This is a genomic window from Sphingobium sp. AntQ-1 (assembly GCF_028538045.1).
GTDB classification, from domain to species: Bacteria; Pseudomonadota; Alphaproteobacteria; order Sphingomonadales; family Sphingomonadaceae; genus Sphingobium; species Sphingobium cupriresistens.
Genome location: NZ_CP117158.1, coordinates 181664 through 200268, shown reverse-complemented (window position 1 = coordinate 200268; position 18605 = coordinate 181664). Strand labels below are relative to the sequence as shown.

Here is an 18605-nt window from a genome sequence, read left to right as displayed (position 1 = left end):
ACTCCTTTAAAGGCGTAAATTAAATGCATCTTATCGACTCAGGAAAAGGTCAATCAGATGTCCAACTCGCTGTCTCCGCACACCATCGCCATCGTGAAATCCACCGGCCCGGCGCTGCGCCAGCACGGCGTGGCGATCACCACCGCCATGTATGCCCGCCTGTTCCAGGATGCCGAAGTGAAGGCGATGTTCGATCAGGCGGCGCAGGATAGCGGCGAGCAGCCCAGGCGGCTGGCTGCGGCGATCCTGGGCTATGCGGAGAATATCGACCGGCTGGAGGTGCTGGGCGGCGCGGTGGCGCGCATGGTGGCGCGTCATGTCGATACCGGCGTGAAGCCCGAACATTATCCCAAGGTCGCGGCCGCGCTACTTCCCGCCATCCGCGACGTGCTGGGCGAGCAGGTCGCCACCGACGCGGTGCTGGCGGCATGGGGCGAAGCCTATCAGTTTCTGGCCGACATATTGATCGCGCAGGAGGCCGAAGCCTATGCAGCGGCGGCCTGATCCCATTTCGTTCGAAACGAAAGAAGGGTGGTCAGGCCTGCTCACAGCCTGACCGGTCGGACGATCGCGTCAGTCGTCCATCCGCAGCAGCGTGATCCGCGCCTTGCCGCAATCGCGGACCGTGTCGATGGTAAAACCCTTCACGACCACATCCTCGCGCCTGTCGGTTTCGATGCTGATCCAGCTCGCGGCATTGGTCCAGCCCAGCCGTCCCAGCTTGTCGAGCGCAACCTGGCCTGCGCCGGTGCCATAGGGCGGGTCCATGAAGATGAGGTCGAGCGGCTTGGCCGCCGACCCCAGCGACAACACGCTGGACGGCCGGATGTCGGGACGGATGCCCAGCCGGTCGCCATTGGCGCGGATCGCGTCCAGCGCCGGCTTGTCCTGCTCGACGAACAGGCAGGAGGCCGCGCCGCGCGACAGCGCCTCAAAACCCAGCGCACCCGATCCGGCGAAGAAATCGCCCACGGCCAGCCCCTCGAACGATCCCAGCCGGCTGGTCAGCATCGAAAACAGCGCCTCGCGCGTTCGGTCCGCCGTAGGCCGGGTGGCGTCGCCCTTGGGCGCGGTCAGCGGTCGTCCGCGCCATTGGCCCGAAATGATCCTCATTTCAGGTCCTTCAGGCTCTTGCGGAACAGTTCCAGATCATGCTGCCGCACCTCCTCCACCGCGCCGACCGGCAGGTCGCCCAGATAGAAAGGGCCATAGCTGGTGCGGATCAGCCGGTTGACCTTCAGGTCCAGATGTTCGAGCACGCGGCGCACTTCCCGGTTCTTGCCTTCGGTCAGGGTCATCTCGATCCACTGGTTGCGCCCGGTGCGCCGCTCCAGATTGGCCTCGATCGCGCCATAGCGGATGCCGTCAATCTCCAGCCCATCGAACAGATCCTCCAACTGCTGCTGGCTCACCTCGCCAAAGGCGCGGGCGCGATAGGTGCGCGGCACGCCGGTCGCGGGCAGTTCCATCTCGCGCTTGAAACCGCCATCGGTGGTCATCAGCAGCAGGCCTTCGGTATTCATGTCCAGCCGGCCGATCGGCATCAGCCGTGGCAGGTCCGGCGGCAGCCGGTCATAGATGGTCGGCCGCCCCGCCGGATCGCGCTCGGTGGTCAGGAAGCCGGTCGGCTTGTGGAACAGGAACAGGCGCATCGGCGCGGGCGCCGCGATCGCCACCTCATCGACGGTCACGCCATGCAGCGATGTCAGCAGCGTCGCGGGCGTATCGATCACCACGCCGTCCTTGGAAACGCGCCCTTCCTCGATCATCCGCTCGATCTCCCGGCGGGAAGCGACCCCGGCGCGGGCCAGCAGCTTGGCGATACGCTGCGGCTCGCCCTTGCCGCCGCTCGCCGCAGCGGCGCGGGCCGGGTGCGGATTGGCGGCATGGACCGGCGCAGCGCCCTTGACCCGCGGCTTGCGCGGCGGATAGGATTTGGCGGCGCCGAAGCGAGGCGCATCGCCCCCTGCGCGATCGGGTCGGGCGCGATCAGGCCGACCCCGATCCGTCCGGGGACGATCAGTCCGTTCGCCTTCGTTGCGGGGGGAGCGCGGCTTGTCGATGGTGTCGCGTGGCCCCGCGCTGCGTGCAGGGCGCGATGGTGCGCCGTCGGCCTTGGCCCGATCGGGGCGAGTCCTGCCGCCGCTCGGCCGATCCGTCCGGCTATCGTCCTTCTTCTCAAAACGCGGCTTGGCGTCGCCCCGGCGGCTCTCGCTCCGCCGCCCGTCATCCTGTCGCCCATCCCCCTGACGCGGCGCAGCGCCACGTCCAGTGGGCGCGCCGGGACGCCCGCCCGATCCGCTCCGGCCGGGGCCGGCGGGACGTTTCGGGCCGCCTGGTCCTGCCCTGCGGGGCGGTCCTGATTTTTTCGGCGGTTCCAAGGGCGGGTTCCTTTTCATGGGCACTGGCACTTCCCATATGGGTGCAAAGCCAGCAACAGGCTGAAATGTGCCGCTCCGGCGCTTGGGCGAGGGGGCTATGCCTCCCAGCAGGCAACCCGGTGCGGGGGCGCGGCGTTTCATCGGGTGCATGGCGGAATCAGGGCGGATCGGCAAATGTTTTTCGGGCTGGTGAAAGAGGGAGGCGCGCACCTGTCGCGCCGTAAGGCGATCCGCACCGTGCTGGTGGTGGAGGATGAGGCGCTGGTCGCCTTCGATAACGAACATGCGCTGGAGCAGGCGGGCTACCGGATAGCGGCGACGGTGGACGATCATGACCATGCGGTGCGGGTCATGGACGGCGGCGGCGTGGACCTGGTGATCGCAGACGTCGCCCTGCATGGCGAGAAGACCGGCATCGACGTCGCCCGTCACGCTGGAGCGCTGGGCCTGCCGGTCCTGTTCGTCACCGCCCGCTGCCCGATGGAGGCGCGCGCTCTGGCGGTGGGCTGCCTCGCCAAGCCCTATGCGCCGCGCGATCTGGTCGCGGCGATCGGCGTCGTCGATGCGCAGTTGCGCGGCGCAAGGCGGCCCAAGCTGCCGCCGGGGCTCAGCCTGTTCGCGCCCGCGGGCTGATCGGCGCACAGGACGCTTGCCTGGCGGCGATCAGGCCATATGGTGGCGCACAATTCGACGCCACCGGGGACGCACGCCAAAATGACCGACGCCATAGAGGGCCGCAGCAGCTGGCTCGACGCCGTGAAACCCTATGTCGAAAAGGCGCCGCTGGCGGCCTTTTTCCTGGGCGTCTCGTCAGGCTTTCCTTATGCGATGATCGGCGCGACGCTGACCACGCGTCTGGCGCAGGACGGCATCGACAAGAAGGCCGTTACCGCCTTCACCCTGGCGTTCCTCGTCTATAATCTCAAATGGCTATGGGCCTGGGTGGTCGATGGCGTGCGGCTGCCGATCATCGGGCGGCTGGGGCAGCGCGTGTCCTGGCTGCTGCTGGCGGGCGCTCTGGTCATGGCGGCGGTCGCCAATCTGGCGCTGGTCGATCCGACATCCAGCCTGTTGCAGACCGCCTATGCCGCCATTCTGGTCGGGGCGGCCGGCGCGACCTATGACATCGTGATCGACGCCTACCGCATCGAAACATTGAAGCCCGAACAACTGGGCGTCGGATCGGGCATGTCGCAATATGGCTGGCGCATCGGATCGGTGGCGGCCGGTTCTCTAGCGCTGATTCTCGCGGCTCGGGTCGGCTGGCAAGGCGCCTATCTCGCCTGCGCCGCCTTTGCGTTGCCAGCGATGCTGACTGGCCTCATTTTCGGCGAACCGGAACGGCATCGCGATCCTGTCGTCCGGCGCGGCATGGGGGAGGTGATGGCGTCGATCACCGGGCCGCTGCTCGAATTTTTCCGGCGCAAGGGCGCGCTCCTAGTCCTGCTCTTCATCCTGCTGCACAAGATCGGCGACACGCTGGCGAACCTGACCTTTCGGCTTTTGTTCGACGATATGGGCTACACCAATGACGAGATCGTCATCTACGATGTCGGCATCGGCTTCTGGGCCTATCTGATCGGCATCTTCATCGGCGGCATCCTCTATGCCCGCATGGGCATGAAGCGATCCGTGCTGTTCAGCCTTATCCTGATGGGCGTGTCCAATTTCAGCTTCGCCGCGCTGGCCGCGTTGGGGAAGAGCAATTGGGGCATGGCCGGGGCGATCGGGTTCGAAAATATCGCCAGCGGCATCGGCGGCGTCACGGTCGTCGCCTATTTCTCTGCCTTGTGCGACCTGCGCTTCACCGCCGCGCAATATGCGCTGATCTCGGCGGCGGCCAGCATCGTCGGGCGTTTCCTGACCGGCACGACGGCGGGCGGCTTGATCGAGCGCTTCGGCTATGTCGATTTCTATCTGCTCACGACCGCGCTCGCCGTGCCGGGCATCCTGCTCTTCTGGCTGATGATGCGCGCGGGCCTGATCGACGCCAGCGTGGGCACCGCGGCTACGACCGAACCCGGCGATCAGCCTGCCGCGTAAAGGTCCAGCGGCCGGCCCAGGTCGCAATGCGCCTGCGCCACCGCCTGCAGGCAGGTCAGCGCGCCCAGCGCATGATCATTGCCCAGCAAGGTGCTCACCTGCTCATAGGCGGCGTTGGGATCGCGCAGCGCGTCGCCCGTCGCCTGCATCATCAGCGCTTCGTCGGCGGTCATGCGCGCGCAGCAGCAGGGCGCGACCAATATCTTGCGGCTCGACGCCCGCGCCAGTTCCAGCATCATCGCGCGCATCAGCACCAGCGGTCGGCGATAGCTCCGGCCGAACGCGCCTAGCATCGCATTGGCGGCGTGGGCGTCATTGACCCCAGCGGTGGCCATCCGGCGCATCACGAACAGGAAGAGGCGATTGCCATAACCGCCCGGAATGGGCCGGGGCAGGTCGAGGGGGGAAGTCTCTCCATAAGCCATAGAATCGCGCCTTCTGCATAGGTCAGAGGCTCATTCTACGCTATTGCGAGTCAGTCGCAAGTATAATCAGTCGGGTAGTTGCTCGTTCAGTCGCAAAATTTCCCCGGCCAGATAGAGCGAACCGCCGATCAGCAGCTTGGGCGCGGTATCGCCGGAGGCCCCGCACGTCGCGGCGATGCTGTCGATCGCCTGGCGCGCATCGTCATGGGCGGTGCAACCGACGCCCCATTGGGCGGCGATGGCCGCGAAGCGGGCGGGCGGGTGATGGTCGTGGCCCGGCACCGGCAGGGCATGGATATGGGCGATCTTACCTGCGAAGGGCGCGAGGAAGGCGTCCACTTCCTTGTTCGCCAACATGCCGATGACGAGCTGGAGCTTGTGTCCCTCCAGCCGATCTGCGGTGAAGAAGGCGCCGATCGCCTCGCCCGCGCCGGCATTATGCCCGCCATCGAGCCAGGCGGTGGCATCCTGCGGCAGGGCGTCCAGCAACGGCCCCCGATCCAGCCGCTGCAACCGCGCGGGCCAGTGCGCCCACAGCGGCGCGGCCTTCAGCGCCGCTTCGGACAGGGGCACAGCATCCTGATGGCGCAGCATGGCGAAGGCGAGCGCGGCATTCTGCACCTGATGCGCGCCGGCCAGCCGTGGTATAGGCGTTTCCAGCCGACCCTGCTCGTCGCGATAATGCATCCGGTCGCGATAGATGGCCGCGTCCCAGCCATCGCCCTGTCCGATCCAGCGGGTGGACGCGCGGGCGGCGGCGTCCATCATCACCGGGAAGAGCGATTCGGCATAGCGCTGCGTCACCAGCGCTGCGCCGGCCTTGGCGATGCCGGCCTTTTCCGCGGCAATCTGCGTCAGCGTGTCGCCCAGAAACGCTTGATGGTCGATGCCGAGCTGGGCGATGCCGCATACCGCCGGGTCGACGATGACATTGGTCGCGTCGAGCCGGCCGCCCAGGCCCACTTCGATGATGCAGGCGTCCGCAGGATGTTCGGCGAAAGCCAGGAAGGCGGCGGCCGTCGTTACCTCGAAGAAGCTGGCGTTGACGCCTTCCGCGATATCAAGAACCCGTTCAAGATAACGCGCGAGCAGCGCGTCGGAAATGAGCTGGCCCGACACGCGGATGCGTTCGTTGAAGCGCACGAGATGCGGGGAGGTGAAGACATGGACCGTCTTGCCGTCCGCTTCCATCGCCGCGCGCAGGAAGGCGCAGGTCGATCCCTTGCCGTTGGTGCCCGCGACATGGAAGATCGGTGGCAGGGCGCGGTGCGGATCGCCCAGCCGCTCCAGCAGTCGGGTGATGCGTTCCAGCCCCAATATGTCCGCGCCGGGCGAGAGCGACCAGAGCCGGTCGAGTTGCGCTTGCACTTGTGCATCGTCCGAAACCGCATGGTCGGCCATGGCGCGCCCGTCCCCCTTTAGCGCGAGCGCTGCTTCAATCCGCCGCGCGAGGAGTCAGATAGCCGATCACCCGCGCCAGCGTGTCGCGCAGTTCGCCGCGATGGACGACCATGTCGATCATGCCGTGGTCCAGCAGATATTCGGCGCGCTGGAAGCCTTCGGGCAGCTTTTCGCGGATCGTGCTTTCGATCACGCGCTGGCCCGCGAAGCCGATCAGGGCATTGGGTTCGGAAATCTGGATATCGCCCAGCATGGCGTAGCTGGCCGTCACGCCGCCGGTGGTCGGATCGGTCAGCACGACGATATAGGGCAGGCCAGCCGCGTGCAGCTTCTGGATCGCCACGGTCGCGCGCGGCATCTGCATCAGGGAGAGAATACCCTCCTGCATCCGCGCGCCGCCGGCGGCGGTAAAGATGACATAGGGGCATTTATGGGCGATCGCATCGTTGACGCCCTGGATGAAGGCCGCGCCCACGCCCATGCCCATGGAGCCGCCCATGAAGGCGAAATTCTGCACGCCCATCACCAGCGGCACATCGTCGATCGCGCCGCGCGCGTTGATGAGCGCGTCCTGGTCCCCGGTCGCCGCGCGCGCAGCCTTGATCCGGTCGGGATAGCGTTTGGAATCCCGGAATTTAAGCGGGTCTTCCTGCACATGCGGCGTCGGCAGCAGGATGAAGCCGGCGTCCAATATATGTTCGAACCGTTCCGACGGGCCGATGCGGCCATGATGATCGCAGCGGGGGCATACGGACAGATTTTCTTCCCATTCCTTGATGAAGATCATCTCGTTGCAGGACGGGCATTTGTGCCACAGCGTTTCGGCGGTGGTTTCCTTCTTGGTGAAGGGCAGGGCGTTGCGAACGCGGTTGATCCAGCTCATGCGGCGGTCTCCCGAATATGAAGGGCGTCGCGCAGCGTAGCGACGAAGTCCTGGACGAAGGGCGCGGCGGCGTCGCCATGCGACCCGATGATATCGACGATGGCGGAGCCGACGACCACGCCGTCGGCGATCCGGCCGATGGCGGCAGCCTGTTCCGGCCCGCGTACGCCAAAGCCGACCGCGATCGGCAGGTCGGTGGCGGCCTTCAGCTTATCGACGGCGATTTCGATATTGGCCTGCGCCGCCGACTGCTTGCCGGTGATGCCCGCGACCGAGACATGGTAGAGGAAGCCGCTGGCGCCATCGAGCACCGCGGGCAGACGCGCCGCGTCGGTCGTGGGGGTAGCCAAGCGGATGAGGTGAACGCCGGCTGCGCGCAGGGCAGGGCCGATCTCGGCATCTTCCTCCGGCGGGATATCGACGCAGATCACGCCATCGACGCCAGCCGCCTTGCACTGATCGGCGAACCAGTCGGCGCCGCGGATCAGCATCGGATTGGCATAGCCCATCAGGACGATCGGCGTGTCGGCATGACGCGCGCGGAAATCGGCGGTGAGGGCGAAGATATGCTTGGTCTTCGTGCCCGACCCCAGGCTGCGCAGGTTCGCCAGTTCGATCGCCGGACCATCAGCCATCGGATCGGTGAAGGGCATCCCCAGTTCGATGATGTCTGCGCCGCCCGCGACCAGCGCATCGAGGATGGCGGGGGTCGATGCGACATCAGGGTCGCCAGCGGTGACGAAGGTGATGAGCGCGGCGCGGCCCTGCGCCTTGCAAGCGGCGAAGCGGGAAGCCAGACGGTCCATATTCACATCTCCACTCCCAGCGCGTCGGCGACGGTGAAGATATCCTTGTCCCCCCGGCCCGACAGGTTGATGACGATGATCTTGTCGGCATTTAGCGTCGGTGCGATCTGTTCGGCGGCGGCAACCGCATGGGCGGATTCGAGCGCGGGGATGATTCCTTCCAGCTTGCTGAGCGTCTGGAAGCTCGTCAGCGCCTCTTCATCTTTGATCGGCATATATTGGACCCGGCCGATCTCGTGCAGCCAGCTATGTTCCGGCCCGATGCCGGGATAGTCTAGGCCAGCAGAAATGCTGTGCGCTTCCGTGATCTGGCCGTCTTCGTCCTGGAGCAGATAGGTGCGGTTGCCGTGCAAGATGCCCGACACGCCGCCGGCCAGCGAGGCGGCGTGTTTCCCGTCCAGCCCTTCGCCGGCCGCTTCCACGCCGATCATCGCAACTTCTGGGTCGTCCAGAAAGGGGTGGAACAGGCCGATGGCGTTGGAGCCGCCACCGACCGGCGCGATGAGCATGTCGGGCAGGCGACCTTCAGCCTCCATGATCTGCGCACGGGTTTCCTTGCCGATGATCGACTGGAAATCGCGGACCAGTTCGGGATAGGGGTGCGGGCCGGCCGCCGTGCCGATGATGTAGAAAGTATCATGCACGTTCGACACCCAGTAGCGCAGGGCGTCGTTCATCGAATCCTTGAGCGTGGACGACCCCGAATGAACCGGGATGACTTCCGCGCCCAGCAGCTTCATGCGGAAGACGTTGGGCTTCTGCCGCTCCACATCCTTCGCGCCCATGAAGATCTTGCATTCCATGCCGAACAGGGCGGCGACGGTCGCGGTCGCGACGCCATGCTGGCCTGCGCCGGTTTCGGCGATGACTTTCTTCTTGCCCATGCGGCGGGCGAGCAGCGCCTGGCCGATGCAATTGTTGATCTTGTGGGCGCCGGTATGGTTCAACTCTTCGCGCTTCAGGTAGATTTTCGCGCCCTTGCCTGCGGGAGTCTTGGCGCGCAGCGCTTCGGTCAGCCGCCCGGCATAATAAAGCGGGTTGGGGCGGCCGACATAGGATCGCATCAGTTCGGCGAACTCGGCGTCGAAGGCGGGATCGGCCTTGGCCTCCTTATAGACCTTCTCCAGTTCCAGGATCAGCGGCATCAGCGTTTCGGCGACATAGCGGCCGCCGAACGCGCCGAAATGGCCGCTGGCGTCGGGCTGCGATCGCAGGCTGTTGGGCAAGCTCAGTGTGTCGGTCATGGTGTCAGTCTTTCCGGGACAAAATAGGGCGTTCGCTTCGATGAAAGGGAAGCGATCAGCGCCATCGTTGTCCAATGCGCATCACGAGGGATGTCTGCGTCAACATGCGGACACCGCTTTGCAGAAGGCCATGATCTTGTCCACACTCTTGATGCCCGGCGCGCTCTCGACGCCGGACGAAATATCGATCAGGCGCGCGCCGCTGATGCAGATCGCCTCGACGACATTGTCGCTCGAAAGCCCCCCTGAAAGCCCCCATGGCGCCGGGATGGCCAACCCGCGCAGCAGCGTCCAGTCGAAGCGAAGCCCCATGCCACCGGGCAGCGCCGCGCCGTCGGGCGTCTTGGCATCGAACAGCAACAGGTCGGCCGCGCCCACATAAGCGCTGGCGCTATCGATGTCGGCGCGGGTCTTTACCGCGATCGCCTTCCACACCGGCAGGCCGAACCGCGCGCGGATGGCGGCGACGCGCTGCGGGCTTTCCTTGCCATGCAATTGCAGAGCGGTGAGGGCGCCGGCGCCGACCAATTCGCCCAGCATCTCGTCGGTCGGATCGACGACGACCGCGACCTTTTCGATATGGGCCGGGGCATGGGCGGCCAGGCCGCGAATCTGGTCGGCCTCCACATGGCGCGGGCTTTTGGCGAAATGGACGAACCCGATATGGCTCGCCCCGGCGCTGACCGCCGCGCCCACCGTTTCGGGCGTGGACAGACCACAAATCTTGATCGCGAGTCGGGACATGCTGCGGGCTTTAGCGGGGAAGCGCGCGCAAGTCACATGGCGGTCGCGGTCAGGTCCATATCATGCAGCGCCAGCCATTGGTCGGCATGGGCGATGCAGGCTGCGCCCAGGAAACGGTCGAGCGTCGCGACGATATCCGCGTCGCTCATGTCGCGAGGATCGAGCGGCGGATGCCAATGCAGCGCAAAATGCGGGCCTTTTGTGCGCACCAGATAAAAGGGCAGGAAGCGCGCGCCGACCTTGCGCGCCAGGCGCAGCGCGATCGACAGGTTGCCCGACGGCTCGATCGACCGGCCGAAGGTGGGGAACCAGACCTGACGCTCGCGTCGTTCGTCGGCCAATATATAGAGGGTCGCCCGGTCCTTTTGGGTCAGGTGCTTAAGGACGCCGCGTGCCGCGCCGCCGCCGCCGATCGCTTCGCCCATATAGCTGGAGCGCGCCCTTTTGAGTTGGGCGGCGATCCTGGGGTCTTCGGGGTCTTCATAGACGCCAAGGCCGGGTCGGTCGGTCGACCATTTGATATAGGCGGCCAGCAGATCCCAATTGCCCAGATGGCAGGTGAAGGCGACCATGGGACCGGGACCTTCCAAAACCGCCTGGTACCCGACCCGGTCGATTACGGTGACATGAGCGTCGTTCACCAGCCGATCGATATTGGCGAGTTCGGCCATGGTGCGTCCGATATTCGTCCAGCGGCGTGTCAATATGGCTTCCCGATCGGCATCGGGTAGGTCGGGGCGCAAAAGGGCGAGGTTGGCGCGCGCGCGCGCGTCGCGCAATTTCATATTGCGGCGTGCGACATGGGCCGACAGCCAGCCCCCGAACCAGGAGGCCAGGCGGGCGGGCAGCAACCGCATCACGATGAAGAGAAAGGGGTTGGAGAGCATCGCCCAAGAGTCATACAGCAGCGTGCATGACGGTAAAGAGGCGTGGGCGTTGTGATGATGTTGTGGGTCTGGTTCTTGTTACAGGCGCTGACTGTGTTGGGCGTCGTCAATTATGGGCGCAACCTGCCCAAGGACCGGAAAGAGGAAGCGCCCGATGGCGTCGTGCTGATCCTCAGCGTCCGTGACGATTGGGATGGCGGCGATGAATTGATCGCGCGGTTGAAGGCGCAAAGCGCGCCGTTCCGCCTGTTGCTGGCGACGTCGGGCGCCTGCCCGGCGGCCGAGGCATTGCGAGCGCGGGAGGGCGACTGGGTGCAACTCGTCGCAGCGGGGATGGCGCAGGATGAAGGACGCAAGGTCCACAAGTTGCGCGCGGCCCTGCGAGCGTTGCGTGCCGACGATCGCTACCTGGTCTTCATCGACGCCGATATCGAGCCGCCGACGCGGCTGGTCGCGCGGCTGCTTTTCCCGCTGGTGCGGGGAAAAGCCGACATCGTCACTGGCTATCGCCTGCTGCTGCCGGAAAGCGGAGCGGTGGCGACCTTGGTCGGCGCGGTCGAGTTGCAGTTGGCGACGCTGCCGCGGTTCGCCAGCGCGACCATGCCCTGGGGCGGGGCCATGGCCTTGACGCGGGCGGTGGCGGATCGGCTGGACCTGGGCGCGGCGCTGGCCGGTCGCCTGTCCGACGACATGACGATCGGGCTGGCGGGCTGGCGCGCGCAATTGCGGCTGCGGCCGGTGCGCGACCTGCTGGTGGCGAGTCCGCTGGAAGGGCGCATCGCCGACCTGCTGGATTTCGGCGTTCGCCAGTACCGTCATATCGCCACCAACAGCATCGGCATGTGGGGCCTGGCAACCGGCGTGGTCGCGGTGCAGGCGGCCGCTTGGGCCTGGGCGCTGGGCTGGGGCGGCTGGATCGCGGTCGCGATCGGCTATGGCGCTGCGTGGAGCCGGGCGCTGGTGCGGCGATCGATCATCGGCGCGGTGCTGGAGCCGAAACAGGCGGTGAAGGCGCGGCGATCGCTGCTATGGGATATGGTGGCGCCCTTCGCTGTGACATGGGCGCATCTGGCGGTGCAGGCGATGGCCGTCATGTCCAACCATATCCGCTGGGGCGGCTGGGACTATCGGGTCAGTCGCGGCCGCGTAACGGGGATGCAGCGCGTCCCCTGATCAACACATGCCGGCGGATCAAAATCCTGCCGGAAACTGGTGCCGCCCATCGTCGCCGATGCGCAGCACGACCTTGCCCGCAACCGCGCTGATCGGCAGGTCGGCATAGAGATGGGGGAATAGCGCGCCGCCGCGCGATTCCTCCCATTTGATCGTATCGCCGAACGGCGCCAGATCGATCATCAGCATGACCAGCCGGTCCTGCCCGGCAAAATGCTTGGCCACCGTCTCGGCCGCCTGGTCGCGGGTCGACATATGGATATAACCGTCCGTCAGGTCGATCGGCGCGCCTTTGAACACGCCGTCGGCCTTGAACTGTTCATATTGCTCCGCCGTCAGCACCTTGTAGGCGAACAGGTCGCTCATGCTACCGGCGTAGCCTCGGTCGGTTCGGCCTCCTCGCTTTCCTCGATCTTGGCGGCGCTCACGACATGTTCGTCCTTGGCCACATCGAACAGGCGGACGCCCGCCGAATTGCGGCCGATGACGCGCAGGCTGTCGAGGCCCATACGGATCAACTTCGCCTGGTCGGTGACCAGCATCAATTGATCGGCCTGGGTAGCGGCGAAGCTGGCGACCACGGGGCCGTTGCGGCCGATATTGTCGATATTGGTGATGCCCTGACCACCGCGCCCGGTGCGGCGATAGTCATAGGCGGACGACAGCTTGCCATAGCCATTGGCGCAGACGGTCAGAATGAACTGCTCATTTTCCCGCATATGGACGAACATGGCCTGATCGGCCATTTCGCCCTCCTTTTCCGGCTTCCACGGGGCGAAACGCAGATAATCCTCGCGCTGTTCCTGCTCCGCGCCGGACCGATGCAGGATCGACAACGAGATCACCTCGTCATCATTTTTGAGCGTCATGCCACGCACGCCGGTGGAAGTGCGGCTCTGGAATTCGCGCACGTCGGTCGCGGCGAAGCGGATCGCCTTGCCCTGGCGGGTAGCGAGCAGAACGTCATCCTCTTCGGTCAGCAGCGCCACGCCGATCAGGCGATCTTCGCTACCCTCATCGAAGCGCATCGCCAGCTTGCCGTTGCTTGGCACATTGGCGAAGGCGTCCATGCTGTTGCGTCGAACTGTCCCGTTCGCTGTCGCGAACATGACGTGCAGATCCTTCCAGCTATCCTCGTCTTCGGGCAGCGGCAGCACGGTGCGGATGGTTTCGCCGGGGCCGAGCGGCAGCAGGTTGACCATCGGCCGACCGCGCGTCGCCGGGCCGCCTTCGGGCAAGCGCCACACCTTCATGCGATAGACCTTGCCGGCGGTTGAGAAGAAAAGCACCGGCGTATGGGTCGACGTCACGAACATTTCGGTGACGGCGTCCTCATCTTTGGTCGCCATGCCGGACCGGCCTTTGCCGCCGCGCGCCTGAGCGCGGAAGCTTTCGAGCGGGGTGCGCTTGATATAGCCCTGCACGGTGACGGTGACGACCATCTCCTCGCGCTCGATCAGATCCTCGTCCTCGATGCCGTCGGCGGCGGCGGTGATCTCCGACAGGCGCGGGGTCGCAAATTCCTTTTCGATCGCCTCCAACTCTTCGCGCATCACCGCATAGAGTTTCACCCGGTCGCCCAATATGGCGAGATATTCGGCGATCGCCTCGGCCAGTTCGGCCAGTTCCTTGCCGATTTCGTCGCGGCCCAGAGCGGTCAGGCGATGCAGGCGCAGGTCCAGGATCGCGCGGACCTGAATGTCGCTCAACTTGTAGATGTCGCCATGGACATCCGTCTCGATCGCTTCGACCAGGCGCAGATAGGGGGCGATCTCGCCGATCGGCCATTCGCGCGCCAGTAGCCTTTCGCGGGCTTCGGCCGGGCTGGACGATCCGCGGATGATCTTGACCATTTCGTCAAGATTGCTGACCGCGACGACCAGGCCCAGCAAGATATGCGCCCGGTCGCGCGCCTTGTTCAGTTCGAACTTGGTGCGGCGGGTGATGACCTCTTCGCGGAACTTGACGAAGGCTTCGATGATCTCACGCAGGCCCAGCAATTCGGGGCGACCGCCGCGGATCGCCAGCATGTTGGCCGGGAAACTCGACTGGGCCGGCGTGTTGCGCCACAACTGGTTCAGCACGACTTCGGGGGTCGCGTCGCGCTTCAGGTCCATGACGATCCGCACGCCTTCACGGCTGGACTCGTCGCGAATGTCGCTGATGCCTTCGATCCGCTTGTCCTTGGCGGCTTCGGCGATCTTTTCAACCAGGCCGTTCTTGCCGACCTGATAGGGGATGGCGGTCAGGACGATCGACTGGCGGTCGCCGCGCCCTTCCTCGACCACATGGCGCGAGCGCATCATGATGGAGCCGCGGCCGGTATGATAGGCGCTGCGCGCGCCCGACTGGCCCAGGATCAGCGGCGCGGTGGGGAAATCGGGACCGGGGACGATGGCGATCAGTTCGTCGGTCGTGATGCCGGGATTGTCGATATAGGCGAGGCAGGCGCGCAGCACTTCGCCCAGATTATGCGGCGGGATGTTGGTCGCCATGCCGACCGCGATGCCACCCGCGCCATTGACCAGCAGGTTGGGGAAGCGCGCGGGCAGAACCTGCGGCTCGCTTTCCGATGCATCATAGTTGGGCGTGAAGTCGACCGTGTCCTTGTCGAGATCGTCCAGCAGCGCCGTCGCGACCTTCGCCAGGCGCGCTTCGGTGTAGCGCATGGCCGCTGGCGGATCGGGGTCCATGGAACCGAAATTCCCCTGACCGTCGATCAGCGGAACCCGCATCGACCAGTCCTGAGTCATGCGCGCCAAGGCGTCGTAGATCGAACTGTCGCCATGCGGGTGATATTTACCCATCACCTCGCCGACCAGGCGCGCAGACTTGCGATAGGGGCGGTTGTAGACGAAGCCCGATTCCTGGGCGGAGAACAGAATGCGGCGATGGACCGGCTTCAAACCGTCGCGCACGTCCGGCAGGGCGCGCGCCACGATGACGGACATGGCATAGTCGAGATAGCTGGCCTTCATCTCGTCCACGATGGAGATGGGGCTGATGTCCGAAGGGTCGGCGAGGACAGTCTCGTCGGTCAATGCGATTCTCTTTTTTCAGGATGGATTCTGTTGCCCAACCCCTAGCCGAGCGAAACAAATCTGTCACCCCTTGGCCAAGCCTGCGCGCCGGTATGTGTAGCCGAGGCGTTATGGGGAGGCGATATGTTCGCAAGTGGAACGAAGCGGCTGTATAACGGTTGCAAAATCCGACGATATCGGCTTGTTCAATGGCCGTTCACGCGCCGTCCCCTAATCGGCGCTCAACCGCGAAAGGTCGCCTGCTGTTCCCCCATCAGGCGCGCAAGAGGAGATGATGATCATGCGTTTTGTTACCCCGGTGGCGCTCGCGCTGGCTTTGGCGATGACCGGTGGCGCGATCAGCGCGCCTGCCTTCGCCGCGAAGAAGGAAGAGAAGAAGGCCGGCCCGAAGCTCAACGTGTCGCCTGACGTCATCAAGGCGCTGCAAACCGCGCAAAAGGCTTCCGAAGCGCAGGATTTTGCGGGCGCCAAAGCCGCGCTGGCCGAAGCGGACAGCAAGGCCACGTCGAATGACGACAAATATCAGATCGGCGCGATCAAGCTGAACACCTCGATCGCCGCCAAGGACACGGCCTTGCAGAGCGAAGCGCTCAACCAGATGCTCGATAGCGGCCTGACCCCGCCTGAACAGGCAGGCCAGTTCAATGCGATCGCCGCCGATCAGGCGATGGCCGCGAAGAATTACGACGTGGCGATCCAGCGCGGCCAGGCGGCGCTTGCCGCCGGATACAAAGCGGAATCGGTGCAGCCCACCATCGCCCAGGCCTATTTCGGCAAGGCGGGCACCGGCAATGGTTCGGTCGAGCCGGCGCGCGGCTTCAATCAGCAGGGTCTGACGGCGCTGAAGGCCGCGGCTGATGCGATGAAGGCGGCGGGCCAGCAGGTTCCGGCCCAATGGTATCAGATCGGCGTCAGCCGGGCCGAGGCGGCCAAGCTGCCGGACGTGACCGAATGGGCGAAGATGGCCTATCAGGCTGAACCGAGCGGTCAGAATCTGCGGACACTGGTGCGCCTGTTCCAGCGCGCCAACCCCAATATTTCGAACCGCGAAAATCTTGACGTTCTGCGTCTTCTGTCGGTTTCGGGCGGCCTGGTCATTGCGGCCGACTATACCGAATATGCCGAAATGGCCTCGAAGACCGGCATTTATGGCGAGGTCAAGACCGCCATTGACGCTGGCCGGTCCAAGGGCGTGCTGAACGCGACCCAGGGCGCTGACGTCTATCAGACCGCCGTGCCGAAGATCGCAGGCGACAAGAGCACGCTGGGTGCGGCCGAAGCCGACGCGCAGAAGGCTGCCAACGGCAAGATCGCAGCCGCCACCGGCGACGCTTATCTTGGCTATGGCGATTACGCCAAGGCTGCGGCCATGTTCGAACTCGCCAAGCAGAAGGGCGGCGTGGAAGCGGACGAGATTAATTCGCGACTTGGCATCGCCAAGACGCTGGGCGGCGACACGGCTGGCGCCAAGGCCGCGTTTGAAGCGGTGCAGGCCGGTTCGCGCAAGCAGGTCGCTGGCCTGTGGCTTGCCTATCTGGGCACCAAGGGGGCCTGATGATTATCCATGGGCGCGTGCTGGCCGCGCGCCCATGGGCTTTGAAGACTATATTTTTGGGGGAGCCGGGGCGGCCCATGCGCATCGATATCAAGATTTCCCGCCTGCCGCTGGCGGCGCTGGCGGCCGCCATTGCGGTCGTCGCAACGCCTGTGGCAGCAAAGAAGAAAGCGCCGGCCGTGGTCGGCCCGCCGATCGAAATGTCCGACGGTTTTCGCGCTGGCGCGCAAGCGGCCGAAGCGGCGCTCAAGGCGCGTGATGTGGCGACGGCGAGCGCCCGCATCGCATCGCTCATCCCCACCAATGATTTTGAATCTTATGTGGCGGCAGGCATGCGCTTCCAACTCGCTGCGCAACGCCGCGACGTGCAGGCCGAACGTATCGCCCTGACCGACCTGTTCAAGACCGCGGCCCTGCCGCGCAGCGAAGCGCCGCGGTTGCGCTATGTAGCGGCCTATCTGTCCTACATGGTCGGCAATTATACGGACGCCACCGCGCAGCTCGATTACGCCAAGACGCTGGGGTATGACGGCATCGACGCAACCATGTTGCGCGCCGATATCGCTTTGCGCCGCAACAAGCCCAAGGACGCCCGCCCCTTCGTGCAGGAAGCCATAGCCCGCCACAAAGCGTCGGGTCAGCCGGTGCCGCTGGCTTGGATCGATCGGGCGATCTCCATGGCCTATCAGGCCGGTGACTGGACTGAAGTCGGGCAACTCTATCGCGACCGGCTGAACCAGCGGGATGGCAAGGAAGAATGGCGATCCGCGCTGGTTAATTACCAATCGGCCGCTGAACTGGAGCCGCAACTGCAGCTCGATCTTTACCGTCTGCAGGCGGCCAATGGCGCGATGGCGAGCGAGCGCGACTATCAGGCCTATGCGCAGGCGGCGGAGAAATCAGGCTATTATTCCGAAGCCAAGGCGATCATCGAATCCGGCCGCAAGGCGGGCAAGTTGACTCCGACCCAGAGCGTGACCAGCCAGTTGCTCAAGAGCGTTACACCCAAGGCGACGAAGGAAATCGTCGCTCTGCCCGCAATTGCGAAAAAAGCGGCGGTGGCAGGCAATGGCAAGGATGCGCTGGCCGTCGCGGACAGCTATTTCTCGCTAGGCCAATTCCCGCAGGCGGTCGAACAATATCGGCTGGCGCTGAGCAAGGGCGGGATCGACGAAGGGCGCGCCAATGCGCGGCTGGGCGTGGCGCTGGCCCGGTCCGGCGACCTGCCCAGCGCCCAGGCGACCCTGGCGCGGGTCAGTGGTCCCTGGACCGCAATCGCGGGTTTCTGGACCGCCTGGGCGCAGCATCAGGATCGCAAGGTCGGCTGACGCGCCGGACCCCCTGCGCCGTCCGGGTTCAGACGGGCAGGGGGACGCCGGGCTGGTTCTTTGATGTGCGGATGGTGAGCGACGTCTTGACGCTGACCACATTGGGCGCTGGCGTCAATTTCGACGTCAGGAACTGCTGGAAGCTTTGCAAGTCGCGCGCCACCACTTTCAGGATGAAGTCGATTTCGCCGTTCAGCATGTGACATTCGCGCACTTCGGGCAGCGATGCGACATGGTCCTGAAACGCTTTCAGATCGGCCTCCGCCTGGCTTTTCAGGCTGACCATGGCGAACACGGTGATGGTGTAGCCAAGCATCGCCGGATCGACGACGGCATGGTAGGATTTGATCGCGCCGGCTTCCTCCAGCGCGCGCACGCGACGCAGGCAGGGGGGCGCCGTCAGGCCGACTTTGCGTGCCAATTCCACATTGGTCATCCTGCCGTCCTGTTGCAGTTCGCCCAGAATCTGCATGTCGATGTCGTCGATATTGGGGCCGGCCATTATTTCGCTTATTTCCTGTCCTGTTTATGCGACCCATCATAATAATGTTTCAGGGCAATGCAATTGTCCCACTATGCGACGATCGCTTTCGTTCGCGGCATCGGGGCCTTTTCCTTTCCGCGTGGAGCGCCTATCGATGATCGGGGCCGTATCCGTGCGCTGCGGGGCACAGGCTGATAACCCGCATGATTT

Annotated in this window: 18 protein-coding genes; 6 read left to right on the top strand and 12 right to left on the bottom strand. The window is 65.0% G+C overall.

Annotation, left to right across the window (positions count from 1 at the left end; genetic code table 11):
* Window positions 1-57 precede the first annotated feature (57 nt).
* The gene (locus sphantq_RS00990; RefSeq protein WP_066602923.1) at window positions 58-504 is read left to right on the top strand and encodes a globin domain-containing protein; all 447 of its coding nucleotides are present in this window, start codon (window positions 58-60) and stop codon (window positions 502-504) included.
* A gap of 69 nt (window positions 505-573) precedes the next feature.
* Here the strand turns inward: sphantq_RS00990 and rsmD are convergent, their stop codons facing one another.
* Both rsmD and sphantq_RS00980 read right to left on the bottom strand, forming a co-directional pair.
* Window positions 574-1113, bottom strand: coding sequence for a 16S rRNA (guanine(966)-N(2))-methyltransferase RsmD (gene rsmD / locus sphantq_RS00985; RefSeq protein WP_066602921.1), 540 nt, complete (start codon window positions 1111-1113; stop codon window positions 574-576).
* Window positions 1110-2063, bottom strand: a complete 954-nt coding sequence (locus sphantq_RS00980; RefSeq protein ID WP_336314456.1) for a pseudouridine synthase — start codon at window positions 2061-2063, stop codon at window positions 1110-1112. The genes rsmD and sphantq_RS00980 overlap by 4 nt, the downstream gene beginning before the upstream one ends.
* A 492-nt stretch (window positions 2064-2555) precedes the next feature.
* Between sphantq_RS00980 and sphantq_RS00975 the strand changes: the two genes are divergently transcribed.
* Window positions 2556-3014, top strand: coding sequence for a response regulator (locus tag sphantq_RS00975; RefSeq protein ID WP_261934968.1), 459 nt, complete (start codon window positions 2556-2558; stop codon window positions 3012-3014).
* 81 nt (window positions 3015-3095) lie between these two features.
* Window positions 3096-4424: an AmpG family muropeptide MFS transporter gene (locus sphantq_RS00970; RefSeq protein ID WP_272799354.1), complete on the top strand. Its 1329-nt coding sequence runs from the start codon at window positions 3096-3098 to the stop codon at window positions 4422-4424.
* Here sphantq_RS00970 and sphantq_RS00965 read toward each other — a convergent pair.
* The 7 genes from sphantq_RS00965 to sphantq_RS00935 all read right to left on the bottom strand — a co-directional run bounded on the left by sphantq_RS00965 (window position 4409) and on the right by sphantq_RS00935 (window position 10814).
* Window positions 4409-4849, bottom strand: a complete 441-nt coding sequence (locus tag sphantq_RS00965; protein ID WP_272799353.1) for a DUF6628 family protein — start codon at window positions 4847-4849, stop codon at window positions 4409-4411. The two genes, sphantq_RS00970 and sphantq_RS00965, sit on opposite strands and share 16 nt — an antisense overlap.
* A gap of 66 nt (window positions 4850-4915) precedes the next feature.
* Entirely contained in the window at window positions 4916-6250 is a 1335-nt protein-coding gene (locus tag sphantq_RS00960; protein WP_272799352.1) for a bifunctional folylpolyglutamate synthase/dihydrofolate synthase, read from the bottom strand.
* 34 nt (window positions 6251-6284) lie between these two features.
* Window positions 6285-7133, bottom strand: coding sequence for an acetyl-CoA carboxylase, carboxyltransferase subunit beta (gene accD / locus sphantq_RS00955; protein ID WP_066602911.1), 849 nt, complete (start codon window positions 7131-7133; stop codon window positions 6285-6287).
* On the bottom strand, window positions 7130-7939 hold the full coding sequence (gene trpA / locus sphantq_RS00950) for a tryptophan synthase subunit alpha (protein ID WP_272799351.1): 810 nt from the start codon (window positions 7937-7939) through the stop codon (window positions 7130-7132). The genes accD and trpA overlap by 4 nt, the downstream gene beginning before the upstream one ends.
* A 2-nt stretch (window positions 7940-7941) precedes the next feature.
* Entirely contained in the window at window positions 7942-9183 is a 1242-nt protein-coding gene (gene trpB / locus sphantq_RS00945; protein WP_272799350.1) for a tryptophan synthase subunit beta, read from the bottom strand.
* A gap of 99 nt (window positions 9184-9282) precedes the next feature.
* The gene (locus sphantq_RS00940; protein WP_066602908.1) at window positions 9283-9927 is read right to left on the bottom strand and encodes a phosphoribosylanthranilate isomerase; all 645 of its coding nucleotides are present in this window, start codon (window positions 9925-9927) and stop codon (window positions 9283-9285) included.
* Window positions 9928-9959: 32 nt separating this feature from the next.
* Complete coding sequence (locus sphantq_RS00935; RefSeq protein ID WP_066602907.1) at window positions 9960-10814, bottom strand: lysophospholipid acyltransferase family protein; 855 nt, start codon at window positions 10812-10814, stop codon at window positions 9960-9962.
* Window positions 10815-10868: 54 nt separating this feature from the next.
* Here sphantq_RS00935 and sphantq_RS00930 point away from each other — a divergent pair, with 54 nt between their 5' ends.
* Entirely contained in the window at window positions 10869-11987 is a 1119-nt protein-coding gene (locus sphantq_RS00930) for a glycosyltransferase (RefSeq protein WP_443021565.1), read from the top strand.
* Window positions 11988-12005: 18 nt separating this feature from the next.
* Here sphantq_RS00930 and sphantq_RS00925 read toward each other — a convergent pair whose 3' ends face one another.
* Together sphantq_RS00925 and gyrA are read right to left on the bottom strand one after the other, a co-directional pair.
* Complete coding sequence (locus sphantq_RS00925; protein ID WP_066602904.1) at window positions 12006-12353, bottom strand: DUF952 domain-containing protein; 348 nt, start codon at window positions 12351-12353, stop codon at window positions 12006-12008.
* On the bottom strand, window positions 12350-15028 hold the full coding sequence (gene gyrA, locus sphantq_RS00920; protein ID WP_066602901.1) for a DNA gyrase subunit A: 2679 nt from the start codon (window positions 15026-15028) through the stop codon (window positions 12350-12352). The genes sphantq_RS00925 and gyrA overlap by 4 nt, the downstream gene beginning before the upstream one ends.
* Before the next feature lie 280 nt (window positions 15029-15308).
* On the opposite strand from gyrA, the gene sphantq_RS00915 reads away from it, so the two are divergent.
* A complete protein-coding gene (locus sphantq_RS00915) occupies window positions 15309-16583 on the top strand; it encodes a hypothetical protein (protein WP_066605405.1) in 1275 nt (424 codons plus the stop codon).
* 77 nt (window positions 16584-16660) lie between these two features.
* Window positions 16661-17911: a hypothetical protein gene (locus sphantq_RS00910; protein WP_272799349.1), complete on the top strand. Its 1251-nt coding sequence runs from the start codon at window positions 16661-16663 to the stop codon at window positions 17909-17911.
* A 28-nt stretch (window positions 17912-17939) separates the two neighbouring features.
* Here sphantq_RS00910 and sphantq_RS00905 read toward each other — a convergent pair whose 3' ends face one another.
* Window positions 17940-18413, bottom strand: coding sequence for an Lrp/AsnC family transcriptional regulator (locus sphantq_RS00905; RefSeq protein WP_066602894.1), 474 nt, complete (start codon window positions 18411-18413; stop codon window positions 17940-17942).
* Window positions 18414-18605 lie beyond the last annotated feature (192 nt).